The organism is Curtobacterium citreum, from assembly GCF_006715175.1.
GTDB lineage: Bacteria > Actinomycetota > Actinomycetes > Actinomycetales > Microbacteriaceae > Curtobacterium > Curtobacterium citreum.
This window is the reverse complement of sequence record NZ_VFMQ01000001.1, coordinates 1-24455: the sequence shown is the minus strand read 5'-3', so window position 1 is coordinate 24455 and position 24455 is coordinate 1. Positions and strand designations below refer to the sequence as shown.

Genomic DNA, 24455 nt, shown 5'->3' with positions numbered 1-24455 from the left:
ACAACAGGTCGCGAGCCCACTTCACCCGACACACAGAAGGAGTCCTCATGCACACCATGCACGACGACCAGATGCACGACCGCCGCGACCAGCGCGGCACCGGTCCGCGCGGCCCCCGCTTCGGCGGCGCGCGGCAGCACCACGGGCACGGCTTCCCCGGCCGCGACCGCGGTGACCACGACCACGGCGGACGCGGTGGCTTCGGTCCCGGGTTCGGCGGACGCGGCTTCGGCCCGGGCTTCGGTCCCGGGTTCGGCGGCGGCCCTGGCTTCGGCCGCGAACGCCGTCGTCGCGGCGACGTCCGTCTCGCGATCCTCGGCCTCCTCGCCGAGGGCCCGCAGAACGGCTACGCCGTGATCAAGACCATCGCCGAGCGCACCGGCGGCGCCTGGAAGCCGAGCCCCGGCTCGGTCTACCCGACGCTCCAGCAGCTCGTCGACGAGGACCTCGTCGTCTCGACCGGCGACGGGCGCAAGACGCTGTTCGAGCTCACCGAGGCGGGCAGGGCCGAGGCCGCGGCCAAGGCGGACGAGATCGCCGCGGCGTTCGACGCCGCCCCGGGCATGCCGGACACGCAGCGTGAGTTCGTCGAAGCACTCCGGAAGACCATGGGCGTGCTGCACGTGTACCGGTCGAGCGCGACCGACGAGCAGACGAAGGCGGCCACCGCGAAGATCGACCAGCTCCGCAAGGACCTGCTGCAGATCCTCGCGGACTAGCGGCTCACGTCCGACGCGACACGACGACGGCCGGGAGGCACGTGGCGGGCCCGCCACGTGCCTCCCGGCCGCTTTCCTGCCACCCCCGCAACCCGTCACCCCCTCGCCCCGTCACCCCCTCGCCCCGTCGATGGAGCAGAAGCCGTCGCGTGCACGGAGGCGACCCGACGTCGTCTGCTCCATCGACGGGGCGGACGGAGGGGCCGCGACCTCCGCTGCCCGCGTCAGTCGGCGTCGACGAAGGCGGCGACGTCGGCGAGCTCCGCGGACGACACCGCGTGTGCCAGTCCCGCGTACGTGCGGTCGGTGACGTCCGTGTGCGCGGCGGCCCACGCCTGCGTGCGTGCGGTCGCCTCCGCCGGGATCACCGGGTCCAGGTCGCCGTGCCCCAGGAACACCCGGGGGCGGATCGTCGCCACGGCCTCGTCGCGGGAGTCCGCGACCCCCGGCACGACGAAGCCGGACAGCGACACCGCGAACGCGAACGCCCCCGGTCGCGCGCGCAGGAGCTGCAGCGCCATCGAGCCACCCTGCGAGAACCCGAGCAGTCCGATACGGGGATGGTCGGCCGCGACGTCGTCGATCCACGCGAGGACCTCGTCGACGGCATCGTCCACCGGACCGACCGCGGGGGACCCCGGCGTCCCGAGCGGGTACCAGGAGAACCCGGGACCCCACGGCATCGGGGCGCGCAGCGACGCGGCCGTCCACGCGGGCGGGAGCGCGGGTGCGATCCCGAGCAGGTCCCGCTCGTTCGAGCCCACCCCGTGCAGCAGGACGAGCAGCGGCGTCCCCGCCCGCTCGTCGGCCGGCCGGGTCCACTGCACGACGTCCGCATCGATCACGTGGACGACGCTAGCCGTCCACGGCGACCGCGGCGTGCGCCGAACTCGCCGGGGCGACTGGTAGACACGGTGCATGGCCTCGCTGCGCACCCCCGACCCCGACTCCGGCTGGCTGTCCGACGAGGAGCTCGCGAACATCCGCCGGCGCCTGCCGATCTGCTACGTCGAGGCGCTGCCCGTCCGCACCGACGGCCTCGGCGTGGTGACCGAGGTGGGCGTGCTACTGCGCGTCTCGCCGAGCGGGTCGATCGCCCGGACGCTCGTCTCCGGCCGCGTGATGTTCGGCGAGTCGATCCGGACCGCGCTGTTCCGGCACCTCGAGAAGGACCTCGGTCCGATGGCGTTCCCGCAGCTCCCCGCGAGCCCGACGCCCTTCACGGTCGCCGAGTACTTCCCGCTCCCCGGCGCCTCGGTGTTCACCGACGAGCGGCAGCACGCGATCTCCCTCGCGTACGTCGTGCCCGTGACGGGGACGTGCGAGCCGCGTCAGGACGCCCTCGAGCTCACGTGGATGAGCCCGATCGAGGCGGCCTCCGACGCCGTCGCCGAGGAGATGGAGGGCGGTCGCGGCGCCCTGCTCCGTGCGGGCCTGGCGTCCGTCGGGGCCCTGCACTAGCGGGACCCGCCCGCTGCCCGCGCGGCCTCCGCCCGCCGCACCTGCACACGACGAAGCCCCCGGGACCGATCGGTTCCGGGGGCTTCGCAGCGCGGTCGCTGGGACCGGCTTCAGTGCTTGTCGTTGCGGAGGCTGTCCGCGACGCCGTGCGCCGCGTCCTTGACGTCGTCGACGCCCTGCTTGGCCGACGCCTTGGCCTGGTCGGTCTGACCCTCGGCCTTCAGCTTGTCGTTGCCGGTCAGGTTGCCGAGGCCCTCCTTGACCTTGCCGACGAGCTTCTCGCCGGTGTGGTTGTTGTCTTCGCTGCCAGCCATACGGTCTCCTTCCAACGACGGACGATTCCCCGTCAGCCGCTCGCGCGGCGTCCGGTGCAGGAGAACCTACGCCGCCGGACGACCAGGCTCGCACCCGGCGTCCAGGTTCGGACCGGACGGGCCGGTCAGCCCTGGCAGATCAGTGGCGGTCGGCCGACCCCGCCGGACGCGAGGCCCGACGCGAGCCGCTGCGACGCCGCGCGCCGCCCGACTCCGAACCGGCGCTGCGCCCGCCGACGTACCCGCCCTCGGACGACCACACGGCGCTCGACCCGCCGCGCACGACGTCGCTCGAGGCACGACGGCCGGAGCCGCCGCGACGCTGTCCACCGGTCGCCGGGGCCGCGGTCGCCGGAGCCGCGGCGGCACCGCGACCCGAGGTCGACCGGCCGCCGCGCCCGTTGCCGGACCGGGCCGACGTGCCGGACGCACCGGTCGAGGCGGGCTGGGCCGCGCCTCCCGACCGTCCGCCGCGACCACGGCGACGACCGCCGCCCTCGCTGCCGGAGCCGGCCGACTCGGCACGCGGCGCGCGCTGGCGCTGCTGCTGCTGGACCGGCTGCTCCTCGACGTGCCGGATCGGTGCGACCTCGCCGACGAGCTCGGTCACCGCCGGGGACGTCGCCGTCACCTGCTGCGGCTTCACCGAGATCGCGGCGGCGCGCATCATCTGCGCGACGTCGCGGCGCTCGGCCGGCAGGGTCACGGTCACGACGTCACCGGAGGAACCGGCACGCGCGGTGCGGCCCGAGCGGTGCAGGTACGCCTTGTGCTCGGTCGGCGGGTCGACGTGCACGACGAGCTCGACGTGGTCGACGTGCACGCCACGGGCGGCGACGTCGGTGGCGACGAGCACGAGGGCCTCGCCGGACGAGAACTTCGCGAGGTTCCGCTCCCGGGCGCCCTGCGACAGGTTGCCCTGCAGGTCGACGGCCGGGATGCCCTGGCTGGTCAGCTGCTTCGCGAGGCGCTTGGCGTGGTGCTTGGTGCGCATGAAGAGGATGCGGCGACCGGTGCCCGAGGCGAGCGTGCGGACGAGGTCCTTCTTCGCGTCGGCGTCGGCGACCTCGAACAGGTGGTGGGTCATCGCCTCGACCGGGCTGGTCTCGTCGTCGACGGAGTGCATGACCGGGCTGTGCAGGAACTTCTTGACGAGCTTGTCCACGCCGTTGTCGAGCGTCGCCGAGAACAGCAGGCGCTGCCCCTGCTCCGGCGTCGCCTGCATGATCTTCGTCACGCCGGGCAGGAAGCCCATGTCGGCCATGTGGTCGGCCTCGTCGAGGACGGTGACCTCGATGCCGTCCAGGTGCACGTGGCCCTGCTGCATGAGGTCGGCGAGGCGACCCGGGCAGGCGACGACGACGTCGACGCCACCGCGGAGCGCGTCGACCTGCCGGCCCTGGCCGACACCGCCGAAGATCGTGGTGGTGTTCAGGCCCATCGCCTTCGCCAGCGGTGCGAGGGTCGCGTCGATCTGCGTCGCGAGCTCCCGCGTCGGGGCGAGCACGAGCGCACGGGGGCGACCGGCGCGACGCTTGCGGGTCGAGGCCGCCAGACGCGCGGCGAGCGGGATCGCGAACGCGATCGTCTTGCCGGAACCGGTGCGGCCGCGGCCGAGCACGTCCTTGCCCCGCAGGGAGTCGGGGAGCGTGTCGACCTGGATCGGGAACGCCGTCTCCTTGCCCTGCTGGACGAGGACGTCGACCATCGGCGCCGGGACGCCCAGGTCGGAGAAACGGACGGAGGAGGGGGATGCGGTCATGGTGACCTTTCGGGCCGGCACGTGCCGGCCGTGGGCGCGCTCGTGGTCGGCGCGCGGGCGGGATCCCCGCATCAGCGTGGCTGACGCGGTCGCCGCAGCAGAGAGCCTGGCACCGGATGTGACGGTGCGTGATCATCGACCGGATGAGGGTCGGGAGTCCGGGGCGTCCGTACGACGCACGAGGCGATCGGCGCCTCGAGTACCCCCAGCATAGCGGGCGACCCGTGATCGCGGGGATGGCCGTTCGCCGAGCGCGTGCGATGATCCCGGAGTGCGCCCCCGCAGGACCCCGCTGACCCCGACCAAGGCCGCCGTCGCCGCGGTGGTGACTGCCGTCCTCGTCGCCCTCGGTGCGACGGCCTGTGCGGGCGGTGGTGCCCCGACCGCGACCGCGCCCGTCGGTCGGGCCCCGGCTCCCATCGGGTCCGCGGCGGTCCGGGCCTTCCCGGTGTCCGGCCTGCCGGACTACCAGCTCGGCGGTCCCTACGCGCCCCCGGCCGGCGTGACGATCGTCGAGCGCGACAGCACCGCGCACCCGGCGGCCGGCACGTACTCGATCTGCTACGTGAACGGCTTCCAGACCCAGCCCGACGAGACCGACGCCTGGCTGTCCGACCACCCGGACGCGGTCCTCCGCGACGACGACGGCGAGCCCGTGTCGGACCCCGGCTGGCCGGACGAGGTGCTCCTCGACACCACCACCGCCGCGAAGCGTGCCGAGGTCGTGGGCGTCCTGCGGCGTGACGTCGCGCGGTGTGCCGACCGCGGGTTCGACGCCGTCGAGTACGACAACCTCGACTCGTGGACCCGCTCCGGGAAGCGCCTGACGCGGGCGGACAACCTCGCGCTGGCGTCGGCGCTCGTGCGGCTCGGGCACGAGCACGGCCTGGCGGTCGGGCAGAAGAACACCCCGCAGCTCGGGACGTCTGGCCGCACGGCGACGGGCTTCGACTTCGTCGTCGCCGAGGAGTGCGTCCAGTACCAGGAGTGCGGCGCGTACACGGCGGCCTACGGGGACCGCGTGCTCGACGTCGAGTACGCGGACACACTCGACCGGTCGTGGTCGTCGGTGTGCGCGATGCGCGACCGTCCGCCGATGACGATCCTGCGGGACCGCGACCTGGTCACCCCCGACGACGACGCGTACGTCTTCGAGCACTGCTGACCGCGCCGGTCCCGTCCGCTTCCGTCCCGCAAGACGCAACGTCGGCGGTTCGGCGCAGCGCGATGTCGCTGCGAGAATCCGCCGAGGTTGCGTTCCGCGGTCGGGAGTGCGGGTGACGGCCGGGAGGATCGGGGCCGGGTCGCGCGGACCGGTCGCGTCAGGCGGGCCAGGCCTCGCGCAGGGCGACTGCCGCCTGGTCGGCGGACAGGCCCGCCTCGCGCGCCGCGGCCACGAGGGCGCGTGCGGCCTCGGCGACGCTGTCCGGCACGGCCGCCGGGCGCACCACCCGGGTCCCGGCGCCGCGAGCGGTGTGCACGAGACCCGCCTCCTCGAGCATCTGGTACGCCCGGGCGACGGTCCCGGAGGCCAGCCCGAGCTCCTCGGCCAGCGCCCGGACACTCGGCAGCCGCTCGCCGTCCACCAGGTAGCCGGCCCCGATCTGGGCCGCGATCTGCGACCGCACCTGCTCGAACGGCGGCACCCGGCCGCCGGCGTCCAGGGCCACGAGTCCCGTCATGCGCTCCACCCTTGCGTCCCGTCCCTGCGTTCGGTCAGAAGTCGTACTGCTCGCCGACCGGGATCGGCACGGCGACGGTGTTCCCGGGCGGCGCGAGCGGGCACGCCCACGCCGGGTCGTACGCGCACGAGGGGTTGTACGCGAAGTTGAAGTCGAGCACGAGCTCGCCGTCGTCGCCCCCGAGGTCGGCGCCCTTGATCGTGTCGAGCAGGTACCGGCCGCCGCCGTAGGTCCCGCGCGCACGACCGGCGCTCGCGTCCTTGACCGGGACGAACACACCGCCCGCGTAGCCGCCGTGCGACCACACGTCGAGCGACCCGATGCCGGGGAGCCGGACGACGCCGAGCCGGTCGAAGTGCACCGTGCCGTCCGTCCCCGTCTCGACGTCCATCGCCAGTGCCTCGGCGGGCTCGATGCGGGCCCGGAAGCGCCACTCGGGGTCGTAGTCCGGCACGGGCAGGGCCTCGAAGTCGCGGGCGTCCTCGTCCAGCAACGGACTCGCCGGGTGCTCGCCGAACATGGCGTCCCGGGTCTCCCGCCACATCGCGTGCGCGGTCTCCGGGTCCGAGGTCGCGCGGACCCGTCGGTACAGGTCGAAGGTCATCCGCCGCCAGTCCACGGTGGCCAGCGTGCTGTGCACGCGGTCACGGGCCCTCGGCTCCTGCGTCTGGCTCACGGGTCGAGCGTACGCCGCGGTCCGTGGACGGTGCCAGCGGCGCGGCGGTCGTCGGTGCTCCCGGGTCTGGGCGCTCGGGTCCGGGCTACCAGGTCGGTGCGAGCTGTCGCATCCGGAGTGCCCGCCACTGCCAGATCACCCACATGCCCGGCCAGAGCGCGAGCCCGAGGACCGCCGGACGCATCCGGTAGGTCAGGCGGTCGAGCAGCAGGGTCCGGCCGTCGCCGAGGTCGACCGTGGCCATCCGGTGTGCCATGTCCATCCGGCCGAACAGTCCGGAGACGCCGCCGCCGTTGTCCCGCTGCACCGGGACGCCCTGGACCTCGTACAGGTCGATGTCGACCTGCGTGTCCCCGCTCGGCAGGACGCCGAACGCCGCGGCCGTGATCGGCTCGGCCCTGCCCGGGGTCCAGCGCTCCGGGAACCCACCAGCCGCGCGCGACCGGTAGACGAGGAACGGCTTCGTGACGGCGACCATCACCGACGGCGACAGCAGGGCGTCGCGGACGGCGTCGACCGGGGCGTCGAGGACGATGCGGAGACCGACGTGCATGCCGGTGACGGTACGCGGCGACGCTGGGACGCCGGGGTCGGGCTGGAACCGGCCTGTGGGGGAGCCGGGGTCAGGCGTGTCGGGCAGCGCGGCGACGCGAGCCCTCGGCGCGGTCCCGGGTGCGCAGCCGCTCGGACAGGGCGAGGCGCACGGTCGGCCACTCGGCCGCGGTGATCGAGAACACCACGGTGTCGCGGAGCGTGCCGTCGCGACCGATCGAGTGGCTGCGGAGGACGCCGTCCTGCTTCGCCCCGAGCGAGGCGATCGCCGCGCGTGACTGGTGGTTGTGCCAGTGCGTGCGGAACTCCACCGCGATGCACTGCCAGGCGTCGAACGCGTGCGAGAGCAGGAGCAGCTTCGCCTCGGTGTTGATCCCGGTGCGCTGGGCCGCCCGGGCCAGGAACGTGTGGCCGATCTCGACCCGGCGGTTCACGGTGTCGACGTTCATGAAGGTCGTCGCCCCGACCACGCGCCCGGTCGGCCGGTCCCGCACGGCGAAGGGCAGCATCCGCCCCGCGGCGTGCTCGGCGAGACGGCGGTCGATCTCGGCGTCGACCGCGTCGGGGGCGGGCACCGACGTGTACCAGGTGCGCCAGAGGTCGCCGTCCGAGACCGCCGTCCGCAGGTCCTCCGCATGCTCGGCCTCGAGGGGCTCGAGGGTGACGCGGTCGCCGTGCAGGGTGGGGACGGTGGCGATCTCCATGGTCACCGATCCTACGGTCGGGCGATGGGTGCCGAGGTTGCTCGACCGCACCTGTGGAGACCGGGCCTGTGGGAACGGACAGCCGGGTCGCGGCCACTATCGTGTCGCGGGTGGCAGCACGCATGCAGGAGCAGTACCAGGTCCGGTTCGCGTGGGGGACGACCGGCGCCGATCGCATCGCCCGCGACGCGCACCTCGTCGTCTGGGTGGACGTCCTCCCGGACCGCCGCGGCACCGCACCCGCCGACCGGCTGCGCGCCCTGCGCGCCACGGTGACCGGCGTGCCGGACGGTCCGGAGGTCGTGCTCGGCCACCTCGGCGACGCGACCGCCGTCGCGGAACGCGTGACGCGCCTCCAGGCCGAGCGTGGTGACCGGTGCGTCGTCGCGGTCGTCGCCGCCGGGCGCACGCACGCGCATCCCGATGCCGCCGACGACGCGGGCGAGACGGCGGACCGCGCTGATGCACCCGACCAGGCCGTCGAGGACCTGCTGGCCGCCGGTGCCGTGGTCGACGCCCTCGTCGCGGTCGGCATCGACCACACCTCACCGGAGGCCGCCGCGGCCTGCGCCGCGTTCACCGGACTGCGCCGAGCGGTCCGGCACCTCGTCAGCGCGGCCGAGGGGGCCGCGGTCCTGGACCCGGAGGACGTGCGGACGGCGCTCGCCGCCGGACCGGACCTCGTCACGCTGCGAGCGGCCGCGCAGCGGGAATCGGGTCCGCGCGCGTAGCGTTCCCGATCGCAGGCGTCGACCGGGCGCCGTGAGTGGAGGAGCACGTCATGAAGGCAGTCGTCGGCGACACCGTGATCGCGGAGGCCCCGCAGGAGGACCTCATCCAGATCGAGGGGAACTGGTACTTCCCGCCGTCGAGCGTGAAGCCCGAGTTCTTCAGCGAGAGCGACACCCAGTACCACTGCCCGTGGAAGGGCGACACGCAGTACTACACGGTCACCGTGGACGGGCAGCCGCTGCCGGACCGCGCCTGGTCGTACCCGACGCCGATCCCGTCGTCCTTCGACCGCGTCGGCAAGGACTACTCCGGGTACTACGCGTTCTGGAAGGACGTCCGCGTCGTCGACTGACGCGGTGTCCGACCCGCTGGTCGCGCTCAGCCGGTGACGGTGAGCGCGACCAGTGTCACGTTCAGGGCCACGATCACGAGCGCGATGACCGCTGCGACGACCCGGGTCACCACGGCGTTGACGTCGGTTCCCATGACGCTCCGCCGCGAGGTGTAGACGACCAGCGGCACGATCGCGAACGCGATGCCGAAGCTCAGGACGACCTGGCTCACCACGAGCAGCATCGTCGGGTCCACCCCTGCCGTGAGCAGGACGAGCGCGGGCACCAGCGTCACGAGCCGACGGACCAGGAGCGGCACGCGGACGTGCAGCAGTCCGTGCATGATCTCGGCACCGGCCATGCAGCCGACCGAGGTCGAGGCCAGCCCGGACGCCAGGAGTCCGACCGCGAACAGCACGCCGACGACCGGGCCGACGTTCGTCTCGATCGCCCGCTGTGCACCGGGGATGGTGTCCGTGCCGGCGACCCCCGGCAGCGTCGCCGCGGCGAGGACGAGCATGCAGATGTTCACGCCGCCGGCGACCACGAGCGCGAGGGCGACGTCCCACCGCGTCGCGACGAGCACCCGGCGTCGCTCGGGTCCGGCCGGGACGTCGCCGTGGCGGTCCCGGGCGAGGGCCGAGTGCAGGTACACGGCGTGCGGCATCACGGTCGCGCCGAGCATCGACGCCGCGAGCAGCACCGAGCCGGAGCCCTCGAAGCGCGGGACGAGCCCGCCGAGCAGCTCCGTCGGGGACACCGGCGCGACGAGCAGCCCGGCGCAGAAGCCGACCGTCAGGATCGCGAGCATCGTCGTGACGACGGCCTCGAAGGTGCGGGTGCCGCGGCGGCTGTGCAGCGTCAGGATGAGCATCGACACGATCCCGGTGACGAGCCCGCCGGCGACGAGCGGCAGCCCGAAGAGCAGGTGCAGGGCGAGTGCCCCACCGATCACCTCGGCCACGTCGGTCGCGGCGGCGACGACCTCGGCCTGGGCCCAGAACAGCAGCCGAGGGGTGCGGCGCATCCGGAGGCCCAGGTGCTCCGGGAGGGATCGCCCGGTCACGACGCCGAGCTTCGCGGACAGGTACTGCACGACGACGGCACTCGCGTTCGCGGCGACGAGCACCCAGAGCAGCAGGTAGCCGTACTGCGCCCCGGCCGTGAGGTTCGCTGCGACGTTGCCGGGGTCGACGTAGGCGATGGCGGCGACGAACGCGGGGCCGAGCAGCGTCAGGCCGGCGGCGCGCTTCGCGGGCGTGCGCTCAGCGGCACGCGGCGGGGTCGAGACGTCGGACATGCCCCCAGCATGCCAGAGGATTCGGCATGCCGAATCTTTTTGTTCGGACTGCGTTCTGGTGGCTCGGGCCGGGTCAGGCCGCCGCGCGCCGTGCCCGGTGCGCCCGCACCTTCGCCCGGTTGCCGCACCGCTGCATCGAGCACCAGCGCCGGGTCCCGCCGCGCGAGGAGTCGTAGAAGACCAGGCCGCAGTCGTCGGCCGAGCACCGGCTCAGCCGGGTGGCCTGCCCGTCCGCCGCGAGGTCGTCGAAGCCCACCTCGGTGAACAGGGCGACCGCATCCCGCGCGACGCTCGACAGCGCCTGCGCCAGTCGGACCCGGTTCGCGCCGGCGCGACGACGCCCGCCGGGCAGGCTCGGCGGCACGTCGGGCAGCGCGGCGAACAGGTTCACGGTGTCGATGTCGTCCGGGGCCGGACGGGTCCGACCGGTGCCCGCGCGGAGGCCGGCGCCGATCGCGGTCCGCTCGGCGGCGGTGGACGCGGGGGCCGGAGCGGCGGCGACCGCGAGGCGGCCGATCGCGGCCCGGAGTGCCCGGGCGTCCTGCAGCTCCCGCGCGGTCGCGCCGACGTCGATCGGCTCGGTGTGGTCGCCGAGCCACTCGTCCAGGTCGGCCGGGGTCACGAGCAGCTCGCCGAGCCGGGCACGGGGGCGCCGGGCGTCGGGGTCGTCCGCGAAGCCGCCGGTGTGCGCGAAGTCCAGGGCGATCCGTCCGGCGTCGAAGAACCACGACGACCCGCTGTCCGTCCGGATGTGCTGCCCCGTGTGCATCCGTCCAGGCTAACGGCTCCCCGGCGCGCCTCCACCGGTGGACCCGATCATGCGGTAGCCGCGCGGCGCTCCCAGGTGATGAGGTTCCGCGGGTCGAACCGCCGGGAGCACGTCGCGCACGCGAGCGGCCGGGTCGGGGTGCGGTACCGGAAGTGCTCGTGCCCGGCGGGGCACGTGCCGACCCACGGCGCGAGTTCCGAGGCCACGGGCCCGGCGTACAGCCGCGATCCGGTGTACCCGATGCCGGCGGCCGTCCGGCGCCAGGTGGGGCCGTGCCCGGCCCGGGGTCCCGCCAGGGCGTGCGCGACCTCGTGGAGCAGGACCTGCTCGACGTCGGCGTCCGACACCCGTGCGGTGATGTGCCGGCTCACGGTGATCCGGTGCCGGCCGAAGTCGCACTGTCCGGCCCGGGTCTTCGCATGGTCGAACGCGAACGTCCACGTGCCGTGCCCGAGGTGGGCGGCGATGAGCTCCTCCGCCCGCCGTCGGACGACGTCGGGCGCGGTCACCGCAGGTCGTCGCCGCGGTCGTCCCGCGGTGCCTGGCCCTTCTGCGCGGCCTTCGCGGCGATCCGGCCCCAGATGTCGTCGGCGTCGGTCCGGGCGGCGTCGGGGGCGCCGAGCACCCGGCGGCGCACCGGGGGCACCTGCTTCACGGGCTCGGCGACGCGCGTGGTGGGCGTCTCGTCCTCGGCCCGGCGTGCGGCGACCTCACGGGCCGTGCGGGGCTGCTCCGTCTGCTCCCGCGGCTGCGCGGCGACCGCGCGGAGCGCCGCCTCGATCGCCGTCTGCAGGGCGTCGGTGCGCTCGGACGGGGCACCGGCCTGCCGGAACGCCTGGTACGCCCGGGACAGTGCGGACCGGGCCTCGTCGAACCGCGAGAGCTCGAACAGCGACCAGCCCTCGAGCTCGGCGGCGGCGCCCTCGAGCTCCGGCCACTCCTCGGTCCTGGCGGTGTCCCGGGCCATGGCGGCCTCGGACGCGGCACGCTCGTAGCGCCCGAGGTCGTGCAGCACGTGGGCACGTCGGATCCGCGAGGCGACCTTGTCGGACCGCTCCCCGGTGAACATCGTCAGCCGGAAGACCTCCTCCGCGACCACGAGGGACTCGTCGAGCCGCCCGAGCAGCCGGAGGAGCTCGGCACGCTCGGCGAGCGCCTCGGTGCTGCGGCTCTGCCCGAGGTCACGCAGGCGCTGCTGCACGGCCTCGGCGTCGACGGCGGGGCGCAGGCTGATCGGCGCGAAGGTGCTCCCCGGGCTGACCCCGGCGGTCACCGGAGCGGCATGGCGGGGCTCCCGGGCGCTGTCGGCGCGGTCGGGCTGCTGGCGGTCGTCGGGCGGGAGGGACATCGGTTCGAGGGTAGCCGCGGCACCCCGTGAGCGGGCGGTGCCACGCGCACGGGGGCACGAGACACGACGACGGCCCGCCCTGCGCGCGCAGGACGGGCCGTCGGTCCGGAGACCAGGTCTGGGCTCAGCCGTGACCGGGGGTGGGCTCAGCCGTGACCGGGGGTGGGCTCAGCCACCCATCACCGAGGCACCGGCGACGACGGAGTACGTGACGACGAAGGCGAACACGCCGACGACGGCGATCACGAGGGCGAGCACACCCCAGACGCGGCCACGCCCGGTCGCCATCGCGACGATCGCCTGGATGATCGCCCACAGACCGAGCACGGTGCCGAGGACGAACAGGAGCGCCGCCGCGATGATGCTCGCGTTGCCCTGCAGGTCGCGGAACGCGTCGGGGCCGAGCGCGTTGGCGTCGCCGCCGTTCCGCAGGACCTCCTCGAAGGCCTGGCTGGTCGCGATGGCGGACCCGAACAGGAACCCACCGATCACGCCGACGACGAGTGCGACGATCGCGACCACGAACGCGACGACGCCGGCGGTCTTCTTCTTGCGCTTCGGCTCGTCGTAGGACTGCCACGCCGGGGCGTTCGCGCTCGTCGGTGCGGCCGCGGCGGCGTAGGGCTGGTGCGACCCGTGCTGCTCGCCCCACGTGGGGGAGTCGGCCGGGCGGCCGTCACGGTCGCCGTGCTGCTCGCCCCATCGCGGCGCATCGGACCGCTCGCCGTACCGCGGAGCGTCCGCTCGCTCGTCGCTGCGCTGCCCGTACCGCGGGGCGTCGTCGCGCTCGCCGTGGCGGGGCAGGTCCCCGGCGCGGTCGGCCGACCCGTGCTGCGGTGCCTCGCCCCAGCTCGGTGCGCGGCCGTCACCCGTCCGGTCCTCGTTGCTCCGGTCGTCGTTCGTCATCAGGGGACTCCCTTGCTCGGTCGCGCTGCTGCGCGGTCGTGTCCCCCATCCTGGCAGCCGACGTCCGCCCGCGACCGGATCCGCCCGACCGGACGCGCGGACCGTGTCCCCCGGGTGGACCGGCCGGTACCGGTCGCGCGCGTGCGGCTCGCGCGTCATCGCGGACGTCGTACGACAGCGGCGGTGACGCACGACAGCGGCACCCGCTGCACCGCCACCCGCCGCAGCGGCATCCGCCGCCCCGGCCTGGAGGATCGTGGCCGCGCCCGCCCCGCCCCGCGCGCCCGCCCGGCGTCAGCCCCCGAACACGCTCCGGTTCGGCTCCGGCGACGCCACCGCCGTCTGGTCCGTGACGACCGGCGCCCCCGCCGTGAACGCCCGGAGCTCGGCCCCGTGCACGACCTTCGACGGCAGCGGGTCGGACGAGTAGAGGCGGGGCATGTCGGCCACGGGCAGGTCGGACGGCGACCCGAGCAGCACGATGTTCCCGAACCGCCGGCCCTTGAGCATCCCGGTGTCCGCGACGGCCGCCACCGAGGGCAGCACCGCCTGCAGGGTCGCCGCCTGCCCCCGGGCGAAGGCCAGCCCGGCGCCGTCCGCGACGTTCACCGCGACGATCCCGATGGGCGACAGGAACTCGGCGACCGACCGGTAGAACTCGACGCTCGTCACGTGCGCCGGGATCCGCGAGCCGCCGAAGACGTCGACGACCGCGAGGTCCACGGTGCCGCGGAGCCCGGCGGGCAGCTTGCCGAGGACCTCGCGGGCGTCGCCGTACCGGACCCGGATCGACGCCCCTCGGGGGAACGGCAGGGCCTCGCGGACGTGGTCCACCAGGTCCCGCTCGAGCTCGACGACCTGCTGCCGGGACCCCGGCCGGGTCACCGCGACGTACCGGGGGAGCGTCAGGGCGCCCGCGCCGAGGTGCAGCGCCGTGATCGGCCCACCGGGGAGCAGGTCGATCGCGTGCCCGATCCGCCGGATGTACTCGAAGGCCAGGTGCGTCGGGTCCTCGAGGTCGACGTGCGACTGCGGCGTCCCGTCGACGACGAGCGTGAAGGACCCCAGGCGGTGCCGGTCCGGCTCGACCGAGGCCCACCCAGCACCGATCCGGAACCCGTCGAACGCATCTGCCATGCCCCCATGGAACACCACCGCCGACCCCCACCCGGACCACCACCCACGGGTGGTGTGCCCGACGCCGTGCGCTCGCGAGGCTGGTGTCACCGGTCGGGGACCCCCGCCGGTCGACCACCGGAAGGGGACACCGTGTCCGTCCAGCTCCTCGCGAACATCGTCATCGGCCTCGCCCTCGTCGGGTTCCTCGCCTACCGCCAGGCCACCTGGCAGTACCTCGACCCTGCCCGGGTCTGGCGGACGCCGCTCGTCCTCGGCGTCGTCGGGATCGTGGTGCTCGCGCAGTCCGCCGCCGCGGTGACGACGCTCGACGTGCTGTTCCTGGGCATCGAGGCTCTCGTGAGCGTCGCCGCCGGTCTGGCGATGGGCGGCATGACGCGCTTCCGGACCGCCGGGGCGCCCGACGACGAGGGTCGCACCCTGCAGGCCCGCACGGGCTGGGCCGGGGCAGGGCTCTGGCTGCTGCTCATCGTCGTCCGGGTCGGTCTCGACGTGCTCGGCGGCCACCTCGGCGCGCACCTGCTGACCTCCACGGGTGCGATCCTCCTGGTCCTCGCGCTCAACCGGGCCGCCCGTGCCCTGGTCGTCGATCAGCGGATCCCGCGTGCCGCCCGCGGCATGATGGTCCGGTGACCGCCGGACCCGGACCCTCGAGGACCGCCGCCTGGACCGACCCCGTGCGGGGCCGGTCCGGCTCCGCGCTCACCCGCGTCCTCAACCTGTCCGGCATCGTGGTCGTCGGGTACTGGTTCGTCCGCGCCGTGCTCGACGACGGAGCCGCCGCGTGGGTGTGGACCCTCGGGGTGGTGGCGCTCGCCGCGTGGCTGCTGCGGGTCGTCGCCCGGACCGAGCGGGTGCTCCTCGTGGCGACCTGGGTCATGGTCGTCGCCGGCTCCGCGGTCGTCGTCCCCTCGCGCACCGTGATGGTCGCGATCCCGCTGGTGGCCGTCGTCGTGATCGGCGCGAGCCGCCTGCAGCCGGTGTGGGCCGGTCCGCTCGCGGCGGTCGTCGCCGTGGTCCTCGTCGCGGGGACAGCCGCGGCACTCGCCGCCCCGGTCTCGGTCGTCCTCGGCGCCGGCGCGGGCGTGCTGCTCGCCGCCGTGGTCGGCTTCAGCCGCCGGCAGCTCCGGATCGCCGAGGAGCGCACCCGTCAAGCCGAGGCCGAGCAGCAGCGCGCTCAGCTCCTGGCGGACCGGGCGCGCACCGCGCGGGACGTGCACGACGTGCTCGCGCACTCCCTCGGCGGGCTCGTGCTCCAGCTCGACGCGGTGGAGGCCCTGCTCGAGGCCGGCCGCGTCGACGAGGCCACCCGCCGCGCCGGAGCCGCCCGCGCCCTCGCCGCGAGCGGACTCGCCGAGGCGCGGCGGGCCGTGCACGCGCTGCGCGACGACACCGTCCCGCCCGCCCCGGAGCAGCCGACGGATCTGTCCGCGCTGGTCGCGGCGCACCGCTCCTTCGGCGGGACCCTCACCACGCACGGCGACCAGGCGCTCACCGCCGTCGACGCGGCCCACCGGCACGTCGTGGTCGCGGCCGTCCGGGAGGCACTGAGCAACGCCCGCAGGCACGCCCCCGGTCGTCCCGTGGTGCTGTCGGTCGACCGGGACGGCTCCGCCGTGCGGGTGACCGTGACGAACCCCCTCGACCCCGCCGGTGGAGCGGGTGGTCCCGGCGACGGGCACGGGCTCGCCGGGATGCGGGAGCGCTTCGCCGAACTCGGCGACGACTCGGGGGTCGAGGCCGGTACGGCTGGTCCCGAGTTCGTCGTCGCGATGCGGGTGCCGGCGGTGACCGCGTGACGATCCGGGTGCTCGTGGTGGACGACCAGGCGATCGTGCGGGACGGGCTGGTGACGGTGCTGTCGCTCGTCCCCGACCTGCAGGTGGTGGGCGAGGCGGCGGACGGCGCCGAGGCGATCGCGATGGTCGCGGCCGACCCGCCGGACGTCGTGCTCATGGACCTGCGGATGCCCGGGACGGACGGCCCGACCGCGACGGCGTCGATCGCCCGGTCGCACCCGGGCGTCGCGGTGCTCGTCCTGACCACCTACGCCGACGACGACTCCATCGTCGGCGCGCTCCGCGCCGGTGCGCGCGGGTACCTGACGAAGGACGCCGGGCGCGCGGAGCTCGCGACGGCGATCCGGGCGGTCGCGACCGGGCAGGCCACCTTCGACGCCGAGGTCGGCGCGCGCCTCGTCGCCCAGCTCGCCGCCCTGTCCCCGACCGCCCCGTCCCCGACCGCGCCGACCCCGCTGCGGGACCGCTTCCCGGAGCTGACCCCGCGCGAGGCCGACGTGCTCGAGCGCATCGCGGCCGGTCGGACGAACCCGGAGATCGCCGCCGAGCTGTTCCTGACCGTCCCCACCGTGAAGTCCTACGTCAACCAGGTCTTCGCGAAGCTCGGCGTCCGCACCCGCGCGGAGGCCGTCGCCCTCGTCCTGCGCTGACCCCGGCGCGACGCCACGGCCGACCCAGCCGACGTCAAGGGTCGTCACGTACCGTTCACCCGGTCGTCACCCGACAGGTGTCGAGCAATCCGCCTGTCGACGTGACCACGACGCGGCCAGGACCCCCACCGCACGCCACCCTCCCCACGCGGGTGCCGCACGGACCGGCCCTCCCCGCGCCGCCGGCGTGCGCCATGCGTGCGCCGCCCCCTCGACGTGCGACGGCGCACCGCCCCACGCGTGCGCCGACCTCCCCCTGCGCGGCACGCGACCGGCCCCACCCGCAGGAGTACCCCGTGATCGACACCGTGAGCGTCCCGACGTTCCGCCCCGCCGAGGCGACCCGACCCACCCGGACGACCCGTGCCTCCCGGCCGACCGCCACCCACGCGCCCGTGGCCGCCGACGGCGAATCGGCACCCACCTGGATGCGCGCGCTCGGCGCGGTCCTGCTGCTCGGCGGCGGTGCGCTGACCGCGGCCGTGCTCGGCTGGCCCGGAGACGCACCGGAGGTCGCGCTCCTGGTGCCCGGTGTCGTGGCGCTCGTCGGCGGTGCCCTGCTGCTCCTCGCGCGGACGCGCATCGCGGTGACCGACACCGACGTCGTGCTGCGTTTCCGGCCGCTCCCCGCACGCCGGATCGACCGCCGGCGGATCGCCGACGTCGCGGTCGTCGAGGCGGACGCGGCCACGTACGGCGGGCTCGGCCTGCGCGTCCGACGGGGCGTCCGTGCCCTCATCCTGACGCCGGGACGGGGCGTGCGCATCACGGACGACCGCGGCCGCGTGACGTTCGTGCGGGCCGAGGAGCCGGAGCGCGTCCTGCACGCGCTCGACGACTGAGATCGGTCCCGGCGCCGGGTGGCCGGCGCCTTATACACGCCTGCGACGAATCCGGTCAAGCCAGGACTGGACAGCGCGGGTCAGGGCGACCTATGATTGCAGTTCGCGCTCCCTGGCATTCGTGTGTCGTCATATTGCGGTCGAACACGCGCCCTGGTGCAGCCGGTCCCGTATATGGCGGCGGGTCCCGCTCACCGATCTTCGCACAAGTCCAACCGGACGCTCGTCCGGCTGTGCACCGTGTGTCGGTCCCGGGGTCGCGCCGAGCGATCAATCCACTCACCTACGTGCTGCTCGTCAGTACCGGCCCGACGGGGCCTACCGGAGGTCACACCCTTGGCTGCTGCGCCCAACGCATCCACCAACCCCAAGAACGGTCGCAACCACTCGCGACTCTCGTTCGCCAAGATCACGGACACGCTCACGGTCCCTGATCTGCTCGCACTCCAGACGGAGAGCTTCGACTGGCTCGTCGGCAACGACGTCTGGAAGGCCCGCCTCGCCGAGGGACAGGAGCAGGGTCGCACCGACCTCGCACTGCACTCCGGCCTCGAGGAGATCTTCGAGGAGATCTCCCCGATCGAGGACCTCGGCGAGACGATGCAGCTCTCGTTCACGTCCCCGGAGCTCGAGGACCCGAAGTACTCCATCGACGAGTGCAAGGAGCGCGGCAAGACCTACGCCGCTCCGCTCTACGTCAACGCCGAGTTCATGAACCACATGACCGGTGAGATCAAGACGCAGACCGTCTTCATGGGCGACTTCCCGCTCATGACCGAGCGCGGCACGTTCATCATCAACGGCACCGAGCGCGTCGTCGTCTCGCAGCTCGTCCGCTCGCCGGGCGTGTACTTCGAGCGCCAGCAGGAGAAGACGTCCGACAAGGACATCTACTCCGCGCGCATCATCCCCTCGCGCGGTGCCTGGCTCGAGTTCGAGATCGACAAGCGCGACCAGGTGGGCGTGCGCATCGACCGCAAGCGCAAGCAGTCCGTGACCGTCTTCCTCAAGGCCCTCGGCCTGACGAGCGAGGAGATCATGGAGGAGTTCCAGGGCTTCGCCTCGATCGAGTCGACGCTCGAGAAGGACGCCGTCCTGACGAAGGAAGAGGCGCTCAAGGACATCTACCGCAAGCTGCGTCCGGGCGAGCAGGTCGCCGCCGAGGCCGCGCGTGCGCTCCTCGACAACTTCTACTTCAACCCGAAGCGCTACGACCTGGCCAAGGTCGGTCGCTACAAGCTCGACCGCAAGCTCGGCATCGACGCGCCGCTGTCGGACTCGGTGCTCTCCGTGCAGGACATCGTCCGCACGATCAAGTACCTCGTCTCGCTGCACGCCGAGAAGACCACGCTCGACGGTGTCCGCGACGGCGAGCCCGTCCAGCTCCGCCTCGACGTGGACGACATCGACCACTTCGGCAACCGTCGCATCCGCGCGGTGGGCGAGCTCATCCAGAACCAGGTCCGCACGGGTCTGTCCCGCATGGAGCGCGTCGTCCGCGAGCGCATGACCACGCAGGACATCGAGGCCATCACGCCGCAGACGCTCATCAACGTGCGTCCCGTCGTGGCTGCGATCAAGGAGTTCTTCGGGACGTCCCAGCTGTCGCAGTTCATGGACCAGAACAACCCGCTCGCGGGTCTGACGCACAAGCGTCGCCTGTCGGCCCTCGGCCCGGGTGGTCTGTCCCGTGAGCGTGCCGGCGTCGAGGTCCGCGACGTCCACCCGTCGCACTACGGCCGCATGTGCCCGATCGAGACCCCGGAAGGCCCGAACATCGGCCTGATCGGCTCGCTCGCGTCCTTCGGTCGGATCAACTCGTTCGGCTTCATCGAGACGCCGTACCGCCGGGTCGTGAACGGTCAGGTCACCACCCAGATCGACTACCTGACGGCATCGGAAGAGGACGACTTCGTCGTCGCCCAGGCCAACGCGCCGCTCACCGACTCCTTCCACTTCGCGGACGACAAGGTCCTCGTGCGGAAGAAGGGCGGCGAGGTCGAGCTCGTCGGCAAGGACGAGGTCGACTACATGGACGTCTCGCCGCGCCAGATGGTGTCGGTCGCGACCTCGCTCATCCCGTTCCTCGAGCACGACGACGCGAACCGCGCCCTCATGGGTGCGAACATGCAGCGCCAGGCCGTGCCGCTCCTGCGTTCCGAGTCGCCGCTCGTCGGCACCGGCATGGAGGGCTACACCGCCATCGACGCCGGTGACGTCGTCACCGCCGACAAGGCCGGTGTGGTCTCCGAGGTCTCGGCCGACGCCGTGACCCTGCAGCTCGACGAGGGCGGCACGCAGACCTACTACCTGCGCAAGTTCGACCGCTCGAACCAGGGCACGAGCTACAACCACCGCGTCATCGTCTCCGCAGGCGAGCGCGTGGAGCAGGGCGAGGTCATCGCCGACGGCCCCGCGACGGAGAACGGCGAGCTCGCGCTCGGCAAGAACCTCCTCGTCGCGTTCATGCCGTGGGAGGGCTACAACTACGAGGACGCGATGATCCTGTCGCAGAACCTCGTGAAGGACGACACGCTCTCCTCGATCCACATCGAGGAGTACGAGGTCGACGCCCGCGACACCAAGCTCGGCAAGGAAGAGATCACCCGCGACCTGCCGAACGTCAGCCCGGACCTCCTGGCCGACCTCGACGAGCGCGGCATCATCCGCATCGGTGCCGAGGTCCGCCCCGGCGACATCCTGGTCGGCAAGGTCACGCCGAAGGGCGAGACCGAGCTCTCCGCCGAGGAGCGCCTGCTCCGCGCGATCTTCAACGAGAAGTCGCGCGAGGTGCGCGACACCTCGCTGAAGGTGCCCCACGGTGAAGAGGGCACGATCATCGGCGTCAAGGTCTTCGACGCCCAGGACGGTGACGACGAGCTCGGCTCCGGTGTGAACCAGCGCGTGGTCGTCTACATCGCCCAGAAGCGCAAGATCACCGCCGGTGACAAGCTCGCCGGTCGTCACGGCAACAAGGGCGTCATCTCGACGATCCTGCCGGTCGAGGACATGCCGTTCCTGGCGGACGGCACCCCGGTCGACATCGTGCTCAACCCGCTCGGCGTCCCCGGCCGCATGAACTTCGGCCAGGTCCTCGAGATCCACCTCGGGTGGCTCGCGAAGCAGGGCTGGAACGTCGAGGGCATCCAGGAGTGGGCGTCCGCCCTCCCCGAGGCCGCCCGCCACGCGGAGCCCGGCACGAAGGTCGCCACCCCGGTGTTCGACGGTGCGTACGAGCGCGAGATCGAGGGCCTCCTCGACTCCACGCTCCCGAACCGTGACGGGGAGCGCCTCATCGGCTCCTCCGGCAAGGCGCAGCTCTTCGACGGCCGCTCCGGCGAGCCGTTCCCGGAGCCCGTCTCGGTCGGCTACATGTACATCCTCAAGCTGCACCACCTGGTCGACGACAAGATCCACGCCCGTTCGACCGGTCCGTACTCGATGATCACGCAGCAGCCGCTGGGTGGTAAGGCGCAGTTCGGTGGCCAGCGATTCGGTGAGATGGAGGTGTGGGCGCTCGAAGCGTACGGCGCCGCCTACGCCCTCCAGGAGCTCCTGACGATCAAGTCCGACGACATCCTCGGCCGCGTGAAGGTCTACGAGGCGATCGTCAAGGGCGAGAACATCCAGGAGCCGGGCATCCCCGAGTCGTTCAAGGTCCTCATGAAGGAGATGCAGTCGCTCTGCCTGAACGTCGAGGTCCTCTCGGCAGACGGCCAGGCGGTCAGCCTCCGCGACACGGACGACGAGGTCTTCCGTGCCGCTGAAGAGCTCGGCATCAACATCTCCTCGCGGTTCGAGTCGTCCTCCGTCGACGACATCTGATCCCCGCCCGCACCGACACGTCTCGAACTCAGCAAGAGAGAAGAACATTGCTCGAAGCAACTTCCTTTGACGCCATCCGGATCGGTCTCGCGACCGCCGAGGACATCCGTCAGTGGTCGTACGGCGAGGTCAAGAAGCCGGAGACCATCAACTACCGCACCCTGAAGCCCGAGAAGGACGGTCTGTTCGGCGAGCAGATCTTCGGTCCGTCCCGGGACTGGGAGTGCGCCTGCGGCAAGTACAAGCGCGTGCGCTTCAAGGGCATCGTGTGCGAGCGCTGCGGCGTCGAGGTCACCAAGTCCTCGGTCCGTCGTGAGCGCATGGGCCACATCGAGCTCGCCGCCCCCGTCACGCACATCTGGTACTTCAAGGGCGTCCCGTCGCGCCTCGGGTACCTCCTCGACATGGCGCCGAAGGACCTCGAGAAGGTCATCTACTTCGCGGCGTACATGATCATCGACATCGATGAAGAGGGCCGTCACGCCGACATGCCCGGTCTCGAGAACGAGATGCGCCTCGAGATCAAGAACCTCGAGGGTCAGCGTGACTCGATCATCGCCGACCGCCTCAAGAAGCTCGAGGACGACCTCGCAGCGCTCGAGGAAGAGGGCGCCAAGGCCGACGTGAAGCGCCGGACCAAGGACACCGCCGAGAAGGAGATGTCCCAGGTCCGCAAGTCCTTCGACGAGGACATCACCCGCCTCGAGCGCGTGTGGGAGGACTTCCGCAACCTCAAGGTGGGCGACCTCAAGCCCGAGGACGCCGTCTTCCACGAGCTCCAGGACCGCTTCGGGATCTACTTCGACGCCTACATGGGCGCCGAGGCGATCAAGCTGCGGCTCGAGGCGTTCGACCTGGCCGCCGAGGCCGAGGCGCTGCGCCTGCAGATCGCCGAGGGCAAGGGCCAGAAGAAGATCCGCGCGATCAAGCGTCTGCGCGTCGTCAGCTCCTTCCTCGCCACCGGCAACTCGCCGGCCGCGATGGTGCTCGACGTCGTGCCGGTCATCCCGCCGGAGCTCCGCCCGATGGTGCAGCTCGACGGTGGCCGCTTCGCTACGTCGGACCTCAACGACCTCTACCGTCGTGTGATCAACCGCAACAACCGTCTCCGCCGTCTGCTCGACCTCGGTGCCCCCGAGATCATCGTGAACAACGAGAAGCGCATGCTGCAGGAAGCGGTCGACGCGCTGTTCGACAACGGTCGTCGTGGTCGTCCCGTCACGGGTACCGGCAACCGCGCCCTGAAGTCCCTGAGCGACATGCTCAAGGGCAAGCAGGGTCGTTTCCGCCAGAACCTGCTCGGCAAGCGCGTCGACTACTCGGGCCGTTCGGTCATCATCGTCGGCCCGCAGCTCAAGCTGCACCAGTGCGGTCTGCCGAAGCAGATGGCGCTCGAGCTGTTCAAGCCGTTCGTCATCAAGCGCCTGATCGACCTGTCGCACGCGCAGAACATCAAGTCGGCCAAGCGCATGGTCGAGCGTTCGCGTCCGCAGGTGTGGGACGTGCTCGAGGAGATCATCCGCGAGCGCCCCGTGCTGCTGAACCGCGCGCCGACGCTGCACCGTCTGGGCATCCAGGCGTTCGAGCCGCAGCTCGTCGAGGGCAAGGCCATCCAGCTCCACCCGCTCGTGTGTGCTGCGTTCAACGCGGACTTCGACGGTGACCAGATGGCCGTGCACCTGCCGCTGTCGGTCGAGGCCCAGGCCGAGGCCCGCATCCTGATGCTCGCCTCGAACAACATCCTCAAGCCGTCGGACGGCCGTCCGGTGACCCTGCCCGCACAGGACATGATCATCGGTCTGCACCACCTGACGACCGTCCGCGAGGGCGCCGTCGGTGAGGGCCGTTCGTTCTCCTCGGTCGCCGAGGCGATCATGGCGAAGGACCAGAACACGCTGGACCTCAACGCGATGGTGAAGATCCGCATGTCGGGTGTCCACTTCGCCGAGGGCGAGGCTCCCGAGGGCTACGAGGTGGGTCAGTCGATCCTCCTCGAGACCACGCTGGGCCGCGCGCTCTTCAACGAGACCCTGCCGGCGGACTACCCGTTCGTGCAGCGCGTCACCGACAAGGGCACCCTCTCCGCGATCGTCAACGACCTCGCCGAGCGCTACTCCAAGACCGAGACGGCCGCCGCGCTGGACCGGATCAAGGACGCGGGCTTCTACTGGGGCACGCGCTCCGGTGTGACCGTCGCGCTCTCCGACGTCGTCACGCCGCCGCGCAAGAAGGAGATCATCGCGGGCTACGAGGTCCAGGCCGCCAAGGTCCAGGGCGAGTTCGACAAGGGTCTGATCACCGACGCGGAGCGCCGCGCCGACCTGATCAAGATCTGGACCGAGGCCACGAACGAGATCGCGCAGGAGATGCGCGACAACTTCCCGATCGACAACACCATCAACCGCATGGTGTCGTCGGGTGCTCGTGGTAACTGGCTGCAGGTGCGCAACATCGCCGGTATGCGTGGTCTGGTGAACAACCCGAAGGGTGAGATCATCGCCCGCCCGATCATCAACTCGTACCGCGAGGGCCTGACCGTGGCGGAGTACTTCATCGCCACGCACGGTGCGCGCAAGGGTCTGGCGGACACGGCGCTCCGTACCGCTGACTCGGGCTACCTGACGCGTCGTCTCGTCGACGTCTCGCAGGACGTCATCATCCGTGAGGACGACTGCGGCACGACCCGTGGCCTCGAGCTGCCGATCGCGACCAAGGGCGAGGACGGCAAGCTCGTCCGCGACCCGCGCGTCGAGAACACGGTGTACTCGCGCACCCTGGCCGTCGAGGCCGTGGACGCGAACGGCACCGTGGTGGCCGAGGCCGGTTCGGACGTCGGCGACGTCCTGCTGGACACGCTGCTCGAGGCCGGTGTCGAGAGCATCAAGGTGCGCTCGGTCCTGACCTGCGAGTCCGCCGTCGGTGTCTGCGCGAAGTGCTACGGCCGT

Annotated in this window: 24 protein-coding genes; 11 read left to right on the top strand and 13 right to left on the bottom strand. The window is 72.5% G+C overall.

The window, feature by feature from the left end; genetic code table 11:
* The first annotated feature begins 56 nt into the window (after positions 1–56).
* Positions 57–719, top strand: a complete 663-nt coding sequence (locus tag FB462_RS00125; protein WP_373286855.1) for a PadR family transcriptional regulator — start codon at positions 57–59, stop codon at positions 717–719.
* A 224-nt stretch (positions 720–943) separates the two neighbouring features.
* Here the strand turns inward: FB462_RS00125 and FB462_RS00120 are convergent, their stop codons facing one another.
* On the bottom strand, positions 944–1564 hold the full coding sequence (locus FB462_RS00120) for an alpha/beta hydrolase (protein ID WP_229666988.1): 621 nt from the start codon (positions 1562–1564) through the stop codon (positions 944–946).
* A 73-nt stretch (positions 1565–1637) separates the two neighbouring features.
* On the opposite strand from FB462_RS00120, the gene FB462_RS00115 reads away from it, so the two are divergent.
* A complete protein-coding gene (locus FB462_RS00115; protein ID WP_058742808.1) occupies positions 1638–2180 on the top strand; it encodes an NUDIX hydrolase family protein in 543 nt (180 codons plus the stop codon).
* A 110-nt stretch (positions 2181–2290) separates the two neighbouring features.
* Here the strand turns inward: FB462_RS00115 and FB462_RS00110 are convergent, their stop codons facing one another.
* Both FB462_RS00110 and FB462_RS00105 read right to left on the bottom strand, forming a co-directional pair.
* Entirely contained in the window at positions 2291–2494 is a 204-nt protein-coding gene (locus FB462_RS00110) for a CsbD family protein (RefSeq protein WP_058742809.1), read from the bottom strand.
* Between the two features lie 139 nt (positions 2495–2633).
* The gene (locus tag FB462_RS00105) at positions 2634–4256 is read right to left on the bottom strand and encodes a DEAD/DEAH box helicase (RefSeq protein ID WP_141859355.1); all 1623 of its coding nucleotides are present in this window, start codon (positions 4254–4256) and stop codon (positions 2634–2636) included.
* A 271-nt stretch (positions 4257–4527) separates the two neighbouring features.
* Between FB462_RS00105 and FB462_RS00100 the strand changes: the two genes are divergently transcribed.
* A complete protein-coding gene (locus tag FB462_RS00100) occupies positions 4528–5421 on the top strand; it encodes an endo alpha-1,4 polygalactosaminidase (protein ID WP_141859353.1) in 894 nt (297 codons plus the stop codon).
* A gap of 157 nt (positions 5422–5578) precedes the next feature.
* Here FB462_RS00100 and FB462_RS00095 read toward each other — a convergent pair whose 3' ends face one another.
* The 4 genes from FB462_RS00095 to FB462_RS00080 all read right to left on the bottom strand — a co-directional run bounded on the left by FB462_RS00095 (position 5579) and on the right by FB462_RS00080 (position 7870).
* Positions 5579–5938, bottom strand: coding sequence for a GntR family transcriptional regulator (locus tag FB462_RS00095; protein WP_229666987.1), 360 nt, complete (start codon positions 5936–5938; stop codon positions 5579–5581).
* Positions 5939–5972: 34 nt separating this feature from the next.
* Complete coding sequence (locus FB462_RS00090) at positions 5973–6542, bottom strand: DUF1684 domain-containing protein (RefSeq protein ID WP_058742824.1); 570 nt, start codon at positions 6540–6542, stop codon at positions 5973–5975.
* Between the two features lie 157 nt (positions 6543–6699).
* Positions 6700–7167, bottom strand: coding sequence for a hypothetical protein (locus tag FB462_RS00085; RefSeq protein ID WP_141859349.1), 468 nt, complete (start codon positions 7165–7167; stop codon positions 6700–6702).
* A 70-nt stretch (positions 7168–7237) separates the two neighbouring features.
* Positions 7238–7870, bottom strand: coding sequence for a GNAT family N-acetyltransferase (locus tag FB462_RS00080; RefSeq protein ID WP_141859347.1), 633 nt, complete (start codon positions 7868–7870; stop codon positions 7238–7240).
* Positions 7871–7980: 110 nt separating this feature from the next.
* Here FB462_RS00080 and FB462_RS00075 point away from each other — a divergent pair, with 110 nt between their 5' ends.
* Both FB462_RS00075 and FB462_RS00070 read left to right on the top strand, forming a co-directional pair.
* Positions 7981–8601 carry a hypothetical protein gene (locus FB462_RS00075; protein WP_141859345.1) on the top strand — a complete coding sequence of 207 codons (621 nt, stop codon included), beginning with the start codon at positions 7981–7983 and terminating at the stop codon, positions 8599–8601.
* Positions 8602–8651: 50 nt separating this feature from the next.
* Positions 8652–8954 (top strand): DUF427 domain-containing protein, encoded by a 303-nt coding sequence (locus FB462_RS00070; RefSeq protein ID WP_058742825.1) that lies wholly within the window; start codon positions 8652–8654, stop codon positions 8952–8954.
* A gap of 26 nt (positions 8955–8980) precedes the next feature.
* Here the strand turns inward: FB462_RS00070 and FB462_RS00065 are convergent, their stop codons facing one another.
* The 6 genes from FB462_RS00065 to FB462_RS00035 all read right to left on the bottom strand — a co-directional run bounded on the left by FB462_RS00065 (position 8981) and on the right by FB462_RS00035 (position 14394).
* Positions 8981–10234: an Nramp family divalent metal transporter gene (locus tag FB462_RS00065; protein WP_141859343.1), complete on the bottom strand. Its 1254-nt coding sequence runs from the start codon at positions 10232–10234 to the stop codon at positions 8981–8983.
* Between the two features lie 73 nt (positions 10235–10307).
* Positions 10308–11003, bottom strand: coding sequence for a CGNR zinc finger domain-containing protein (locus tag FB462_RS00060; RefSeq protein ID WP_058742815.1), 696 nt, complete (start codon positions 11001–11003; stop codon positions 10308–10310).
* A 47-nt stretch (positions 11004–11050) separates the two neighbouring features.
* Positions 11051–11512 carry a SprT-like domain-containing protein gene (locus FB462_RS00055; RefSeq protein ID WP_058742816.1) on the bottom strand — a complete coding sequence of 154 codons (462 nt, stop codon included), beginning with the start codon at positions 11510–11512 and terminating at the stop codon, positions 11051–11053.
* Entirely contained in the window at positions 11509–12351 is an 843-nt protein-coding gene (locus tag FB462_RS00050; protein ID WP_058742817.1) for a hypothetical protein, read from the bottom strand. Before FB462_RS00050 ends, FB462_RS00055 begins: the two co-directional genes overlap by 4 nt.
* Before the next feature lie 168 nt (positions 12352–12519).
* Entirely contained in the window at positions 12520–13257 is a 738-nt protein-coding gene (locus FB462_RS00045) for a hypothetical protein (RefSeq protein ID WP_141859341.1), read from the bottom strand.
* A 294-nt stretch (positions 13258–13551) separates the two neighbouring features.
* Complete coding sequence (locus FB462_RS00035) at positions 13552–14394, bottom strand: spermidine synthase (RefSeq protein WP_141859339.1); 843 nt, start codon at positions 14392–14394, stop codon at positions 13552–13554.
* 132 nt (positions 14395–14526) lie between these two features.
* Here FB462_RS00035 and FB462_RS00030 point away from each other — a divergent pair, with 132 nt between their 5' ends.
* The 6 genes from FB462_RS00030 to rpoC all read left to right on the top strand — a co-directional run.
* Complete coding sequence (locus tag FB462_RS00030; protein WP_114849334.1) at positions 14527–15027, top strand: hypothetical protein; 501 nt, start codon at positions 14527–14529, stop codon at positions 15025–15027.
* A complete protein-coding gene (locus FB462_RS00025; RefSeq protein ID WP_141859336.1) occupies positions 15024–16193 on the top strand; it encodes a sensor histidine kinase in 1170 nt (389 codons plus the stop codon). Before FB462_RS00030 ends, FB462_RS00025 begins: the two co-directional genes overlap by 4 nt.
* Positions 16190–16843, top strand: coding sequence for a response regulator transcription factor (locus FB462_RS00020; RefSeq protein ID WP_141859335.1), 654 nt, complete (start codon positions 16190–16192; stop codon positions 16841–16843). Before FB462_RS00025 ends, FB462_RS00020 begins: the two co-directional genes overlap by 4 nt.
* 296 nt (positions 16844–17139) lie before the next feature.
* Entirely contained in the window at positions 17140–17685 is a 546-nt protein-coding gene (locus tag FB462_RS00015) for a hypothetical protein (RefSeq protein WP_141859333.1), read from the top strand.
* A 336-nt stretch (positions 17686–18021) separates the two neighbouring features.
* On the top strand, positions 18022–21510 hold the full coding sequence (gene rpoB, locus FB462_RS00010) for a DNA-directed RNA polymerase subunit beta (protein ID WP_058741132.1): 3489 nt from the start codon (positions 18022–18024) through the stop codon (positions 21508–21510).
* A gap of 47 nt (positions 21511–21557) precedes the next feature.
* The coding region (gene rpoC, locus FB462_RS00005) for a DNA-directed RNA polymerase subunit beta' (protein ID WP_141859331.1) at positions 21558–24455 on the top strand (2898 nt) is incomplete at its 3' end.

Coding starts and splice junctions, on each gene's coding strand:
- FB462_RS00125 (WP_373286855.1), top strand. CDS start 57: ATGCACGACGACCAGATGCACGACCGCCGCGACCAGCGCGGCACCGGT.
- FB462_RS00115 (WP_058742808.1), top strand. CDS start 1,638: ATGGCCTCGCTGCGCACCCCCGACCCCGACTCCGGCTGGCTGTCCGAC.
- FB462_RS00110 (WP_058742809.1), bottom strand. CDS start 2,494: ATGGCTGGCAGCGAAGACAACAACCACACCGGCGAGAAGCTCGTCGGC.
- FB462_RS00105 (WP_141859355.1), bottom strand. CDS start 4,256: ATGACCGCATCCCCCTCCTCCGTCCGTTTCTCCGACCTGGGCGTCCCG.
- FB462_RS00095 (WP_229666987.1), bottom strand. CDS start 5,938: ATGACGGGACTCGTGGCCCTGGACGCCGGCGGCCGGGTGCCGCCGTTC.
- FB462_RS00090 (WP_058742824.1), bottom strand. CDS start 6,542: ATGACCTTCGACCTGTACCGACGGGTCCGCGCGACCTCGGACCCGGAG.
- FB462_RS00085 (WP_141859349.1), bottom strand. CDS start 7,167: ATGCACGTCGGTCTCCGCATCGTCCTCGACGCCCCGGTCGACGCCGTC.
- FB462_RS00080 (WP_141859347.1), bottom strand. CDS start 7,870: ATGGAGATCGCCACCGTCCCCACCCTGCACGGCGACCGCGTCACCCTC.
- FB462_RS00070 (WP_058742825.1), top strand. CDS start 8,652: ATGAAGGCAGTCGTCGGCGACACCGTGATCGCGGAGGCCCCGCAGGAG.
- FB462_RS00065 (WP_141859343.1), bottom strand. CDS start 10,234: ATGTCCGACGTCTCGACCCCGCCGCGTGCCGCTGAGCGCACGCCCGCG.
- FB462_RS00060 (WP_058742815.1), bottom strand. CDS start 11,003: ATGCACACGGGGCAGCACATCCGGACGGACAGCGGGTCGTCGTGGTTC.
- FB462_RS00050 (WP_058742817.1), bottom strand. CDS start 12,351: ATGTCCCTCCCGCCCGACGACCGCCAGCAGCCCGACCGCGCCGACAGC.
- FB462_RS00045 (WP_141859341.1), bottom strand. CDS start 13,257: ATGACGAACGACGACCGGAGCAACGAGGACCGGACGGGTGACGGCCGC.
- FB462_RS00035 (WP_141859339.1), bottom strand. CDS start 14,394: ATGGCAGATGCGTTCGACGGGTTCCGGATCGGTGCTGGGTGGGCCTCG.